This window comes from Fretibacterium fastidiosum, from assembly GCF_000210715.1.
Classification (GTDB): Bacteria; Synergistota; Synergistia; order Synergistales; family Aminobacteriaceae; genus Fretibacterium; species Fretibacterium fastidiosum.
On the sequence record NC_021038.1, the window covers coordinates 1946289 to 1952617 of the forward strand.

Below are 6329 nucleotides of genomic sequence, written 5' to 3' on the forward strand. Positions count from 1 at the left end.
AGAGGGGCAGGCCAACGCGCGCCTGATCGCCGCCGCTTCCTAAACTTCCTTAGAGGGATGGAAACTCGAAGAAATAAGTGCTGAAACTAGGACGAGGGCTCCTTCCTAAACTTCCTTAGAGGGATGGAAACGCAGGCGAAGGACCGAAGCGGGCGCCTGGACACGTGCTTCCTAAACTTCCTTAGAGGGATGGAAACCAGGACCAGCTCCGGCCTGACCGTCATCGTCTCCGAGCTTCCTAAACTTCCTTAGAGGGATGGAAACCCCGATAGCCTATTGGCGCAAGGAAGACGTCATGGACCTTCCTAAACTTCCTTAGAGGGATGGAAACAAGAAGAACTCAGCCTGTTCCTCCGGTTTGTAGTCCACTTCCTAAACTTCCTTAGAGGGATGGAAACAAGAAGAACTCAGCCTGTTCCTCCGGTTTGTAGTCCACTTCCTAAACTTCCTTAGAGGGATGGAAACCGGAGATAGAAAGGGAGGTGAACACATGAGCCATACGCCTTCCTAAACTTCCTTAGAGGGATGGAAACATGAGTGTTTCATCTACAACAGCCCGCCACTGGTTCGACTTCCTAAACTTCCTTAGAGGGATGGAAACGTAAACCACGGTGGCGTTATAGCATCTTGCAAACCATCTTCCTAAACTTCCTTAGAGGGATGGAAACAGTGAAGCGGGTGCGCACTGAAGGTGCTTAGTGTTCTTCCTAAACTTCCTTAGAGGGATGGAAACGCCGATGCTTCCAAGGTATTCGGAGAGCGCGCAGCCAACTTCCTAAACTTCCTTAGAGGGATGGAAACCGATATCAAGAGCAAGACGGTCTGGCGCGGGGACCACTTCCTAAACTTCCTTAGAGGGATGGAAACAGGTTTCCTCGTCATATCTTCTGGGCGAAACTGACCTTCCTAAACTTCCTTAGAGGGATGGAAACTTTCTTTGGAGGAGACGGGGTATAATGACCCCGCCTCCTTCCTAAACTTCCTTAGAGGGATGGAAACAAAAATCCGAAGGGGTTGGGGTTATGAGCGAAGCTTCCTAAACTTCCTTAGAGGGATGGAAACCTGGTCGAGATAGTCCCAGTCCTCGACAGGTTTCCCCTTCCTAAACTTCCTTAGAGGGATGGAAACGAGAGCTCCAGCACGTCGCACACGTCCTTCGCCACCCCTTCCTAAACTTCCTTAGAGGGATGGAAACCAAGTGCTGCTGAAGGTTCTGGATTCGAGATCGGCGACCTTCCTAAACTTCCTTAGAGGGATGGAAACAGCTGCCTCTTGTCAGCGAAGCCTGCATGTACGGCGGGCTTCCTAAACTTCCTTAGAGGGATGGAAACTGGTCTCCCGCGGGGATCAGTCTGGCTTGGCTCTCCCTTCCTAAACTTCCTTAGAGGGATGGAAACGACTGGCTTGACGAGGAATCCTACAGAAACGGGGGCCTTCCTAAACTTCCTTAGAGGGATGGAAACCGGTCCCGGACCTCCTCTCTCCGTCCGTCCAGCTCACCTTCCTAAACTTCCTTAGAGGGATGGAAACTGGTCTCCCGCGGGGATCAGTCTGGCTTGGCTCTCCCTTCCTAAACTTCCTTAGAGGGATGGAAACGACTGGCTTGACGAGGAATCCTACAGAAACGGGGGCCTTCCTAAACTTCCTTAGAGGGATGGAAACACAGAACACGAGGTACTTCCCGCTCCCTTCCGGTGACTTCCTAAACTTCCTTAGAGGGATGGAAACCGGTCCCGGACCTCCTCTCTCCGTCCGTCCAGCTCACCTTCCTAAACTTCCTTAGAGGGATGGAAACTGGAACGGCCTGCATGAGAGGATTGCCTATCACGGCACTTCCTAAACTTCCTTAGAGGGATGGAAACGTCTCATCAGGCACCGCCTCACGGTGCGACGCCCCCGCTTCCTAAACTTCCTTAGAGGGATGGAAACCTACGACGGCGGGACCGCATCTATCCGGCAGATCGGCTTCCTAAACTTCCTTAGAGGGATGGAAACTTCTTTCGGAGGAGACGGGGTATAATGACCCCGCCTCTTCCTAAACTTCCTTAGAGGGATGGAAACAGCTGACACAAGAGCATATTTCGGGCAAGGGGTTCTCCTTCCTAAACTTCCTTAGAGGGATGGAAACTCGGCTGGTCGAGGAAGCTCAGAATATTTTGTGCCGCCTTCCTAAACTTCCTTAGAGGGATGGAAACCCCATACTCCCCCTGTGGCCCCGTAACCACAGGAGGACTTCCTAAACTTCCTTAGAGGGATGGAAACCACCAACACGCCCTCCAGCACGATCTGACGCAGGGCTTCCTAAACTTCCTTAGAGGGATGGAAACGTACAAACCGCTTTTCCATCTCAATTCCCTCCTATGCTTCCTAAACTTCCTTAGAGGGATGGAAACAAACATCTGGTAGGCTCTATCTCTCTTGTCCCTTCACTTCCTAAACTTCCTTAGAGGGATGGAAAACGTGCAGCTCCTGCGGGAGGAGTTCGGGATTTCGGTCCTTCCTAAACTTCCTTAGAGGGATGGAAACGGTAAACAATTCAAAACAGCAACAACATGGGGATGGCTTCCTAAACTTCCTTAGAGGGATGGAAACAGCTTCGTCCACGAGCCATTCCACAAACTGCGCGAGCCTTCCTAAACTTCCTTAGAGGGATGGAAACTCTGATCCCCGCGTCCGTGGCTGGAGTAGCCTCTGGCTTCCTAAACTTCCTTAGAGGGATGGAAACACAAGTAGGGGCCCTTTCGGTGAAGATTCCGAAGGGCCTTCCTAAACTTCCTTAGAGGGATGGAAACCACGACTGGACGGAGCATAACGATTGGGCATCAAACTTCCTAAACTTCCTTAGAGGGATGGAAACTCAATATGACCATACTTGAGCATGCTCAAGCATGGTCTTCCTAAACTTCCTTAGAGGGATGGAAACACCCACAGTCTTCCCGGACGGCGGACGTTTCTCGACTTCCTAAACTTCCTTAGAGGGATGGAAACTCGGGCGCTGTTCCTGCCGTCCCTGTTGGGAAGCGGGGCTTCCTAAACTTCCTTAGAGGGATGGAAACTGGTGCGCATCACGCGCCCAGGGCTGGAGATCATCCTTCCTAAACTTCCTTAGAGGGATGGAAACTCGGCGTGCGCCACGCTCATGTGTAGCAGGGGGACGTCTTCCTAAACTTCCTTAGAGGGATGGAAACCTCGTACGTGAGGTCCGGCCGAACGACCGGCGCCGATCTTCCTAAACTTCCTTAGAGGGATGGAAACAATAAAAATAACAACCCAATTTCAACATTTAATTGCTTCCTAAACTTCCTTAGAGGGATGGAAACCATTGAAGCGTGAGGCGCTCCCTGTGAAGTGGTCCCACTTCCTAAACTTCCTTAGAGGGATGGAAACACTGAGGCTGCCGTCGTGTTCAGCATGAGCGTATTGGCTTCCTAAACTTCCTTAGAGGGATGGAAACGTGTTTCCGACGACGTATTTCCAGATGGAAATACCCTTCCTAAACTTCCTTAGAGGGATGGAAACCGTGAGCTCCCTGCCGCCTAAGACCCGGTATGAAGCCCTTCCTAAACTTCCTTAGAGGGATGGAAACCGTCCTCACCGGGGCTCCGGGGACCATGAAGACGAGCCTTCCTAAACTTCCTTAGAGGGATGGAAACGCTCTACTGATAGCTAAATCCTTGGTACTGCTGGACTCTTCCTAAACTTCCTTAGAGGGATGGAAACTATCCAGGGACACACGCCATCGTCCTGACAATCAGCCTTCCTAAACTTCCTTAGAGGGATGGAAACGGGCTCAACCCCACCCGGAAGTACGAGCAGGACGAGGCTTCCTAAACTTCCTTAGAGGGATGGAAACCGCATCGTCAACAGACGCGAAAATCTACGAACGAACGGCTTCCTAAACTTCCTTAGAGGGATGGAAACGTATAGCGCGTTTTCGTCGGCGATAAAGGAGGTCACCTTCCTAAACTTCCTTAGAGGGATGGAAACTGTGGGTTCTGGTGTTTCAGGAAATTGGGAATCCACTTCCTAAACTTCCTTAGAGGGATGGAAACCCGGTGAGGGCGAAAGACGGTCCTGCGTGGCCTGGACCTTCCTAAACTTCCTTAGAGGGATGGAAACTCCAAGTCCGGGCGTCCGGTGGGCCGGATGATTCCCTTCCTAAACTTCCTTAGAGGGATGGAAACCAGAAGCAAGGAACGCGTTGCCGGCGGGAGAGGAACTTCCTAAACTTCCTTAGAGGGATGGAAACTGATAATCTCCCCAAACAACACCCATTTTCTTACCACCTTCCTAAACTTCCTTAGAGGGATGGAAACCCGTGAGGTACTACGAGCGCAGGGGCTTTCGCCCCGCTTCCTAAACTTCCTTAGAGGGATGGAAACATGTTCAAGGCAGAGAAGTTGACCGAAGGCAAGCATACTTCCTAAACTTCCTTAGAGGGATGGAAACAATATTTCATTACTGCCACCCTTTGCGACGGGGATACTTCCTAAACTTCCTTAGAGGGATGGAAACACAGTTTCTTGAAAACCATTAACAGGAGTACCATATATCTTCCTAAACTTCCTTAGAGGGATGGAAACTCTGGTTCATCTTGTAATGGTAAATAGGAAATATTAGCTTCCTAAACTTCCTTAGAGGGATGGAAACTGAAAGGTGAGAATTGTGTGGGGAAAATTGTCACACTTCCTAAACTTCCTTAGAGGGATGGAAACAAAAGGAAAATTTAAAAAACAAATTGAAGATTGGGCACTTCCTAAACTTCCTTAGAGGGATGGAAACAATGGACTGGAAATTATCCTTGTCTTTGTTATGGTACTTCCTAAACTTCCTTAGAGGGATGGAAACCTCCTTTCATCAGGCCAGTGCCCATCTCCAAGTAACCCTTCCTAAACTTCCTTAGAGGGATGGAAACCGGGGACGCAGAGCGGGGCGAACCTGCAGCTGAGCGCGCTTCCTAAACTTCCTTAGAGGGATGGAAACGGTCGTAGACCTCATTGTGTCGGATGCCCGTCTCGCCCTTCCTAAACTTCCTTAGAGGGATGGAAACCCACAGGCCGGACGTACCGGTTCAATCCAAAAAATCACTTCCTAAACTTCCTTAGAGGGATGGAAACATGAGTGTTTCATCTACAACAGCCCGCCACTGATTCCTTCCTAAACTTCCTTAGGGGGATGGAAACCAGCTCCCGCAAGTACTCGCCCATGCTTTGCCCCGCTTCCTAAACTTCCTTAGAGGGATGGAAACAGCACGCCTTTTCGGAGAATAAAATCGAGGTGGGAAATGCTTCCTAAACTTCCTTAGAGGGATGGAAACTCGACGGGCTCGTGCACGACGTGAAGCCCGCGACCCTCTTCCTAAACTTCCTTAGAGGGATGGAAACTCGTCCGAGAGACGGAACGAAAGGTGGTGACGGTACGCTTCCTAAACTTCCTTAGAGGGATGGAAACTGTGGCCAGCGGCACGATGTGCGGGCGGCGCATCTTCTTCCTAAACTTCCTTAGAGGGATGGAAACCGGCTGTGATGAGGATTCAGTACAACGATGGTTCCAGCCTTCCTAAACTTCCTTAGAGGGATGGAAACGGCTCACGAGCCAACAGGGCCAGTATTCCATCATGCTTCCTAAACTTCCTTAGAGGGATGGAAACCGTCGCCCCCGAAAAATCCTTCCTCCAGCCGCGATTTCCTTCCTAAACTTCCTTAGAGGGATGGAAACCAGAAGTTGTCCATTCTTCTTTACCGCGCTGATAGTCTTCCTAAACTTCCTTAGAGGGATGGAAACATGCGGTTCTGCGCGCCGTACTGATCGTTCCCCTCCTTCCTAAACTTCCTTAGAGGGATGGAAACCTCAAGGTCCGTACTTTGTTGGCGGAACAGACGAAGCTTCCTAAACTTCCTTAGAGGGATGGAAACTAGAAGTACTCCGGAGCGCACAGGTCGTCCTCGATGCTTCCTAAACTTCCTTAGAGGGATGGAAACGTACGACTGAGTTTTTCCATGGTAGGCGTCATAAACCCTTCCTAAACTGGCTCCTCGCTAGAAGGAGTGGGTGGTTTATAAAAGGCTACCATTATGATATCCTTGGAACATTATGAAGGACATCGAACTGTTTCAAATAGCGCTTGGGATATCGTCGCCGTGGTTTGTCAAATCCCTGGAGTTGGACCCTGCAGCTAAGAGGCTTGATATCCACCTGGACTTTCAAAAGGGCTCTAAATTCACCTGTCCCGAATGCGGGGCAGAGGGTCGGAAAGTTCACGATACTGCGGAAAAGACCTGGAGACATCTCAATTTCTTTCAGTATGAGGCTTACCTTACGGCCAGGTG

1 protein-coding gene and 1 CRISPR repeat array are annotated in these 6329 nt (G+C 50.3%); the gene reads left to right on the forward strand.

The annotated features are described in order from the left end of the window. Positions 1-35 precede the first annotated feature (35 nt). Positions 36-5981: direct repeats of the CRISPR family, unit length 30 nt; unit sequence CTTCCTAAACTTCCTTAGAGGGATGGAAAC. A gap of 112 nt (positions 5982-6093) precedes the next feature. Next, positions 6094-6329: transposase family protein (locus tag SY1_RS08930; protein WP_208873516.1), on the forward strand; the 236-nt coding region annotated here is incomplete at its 3' end.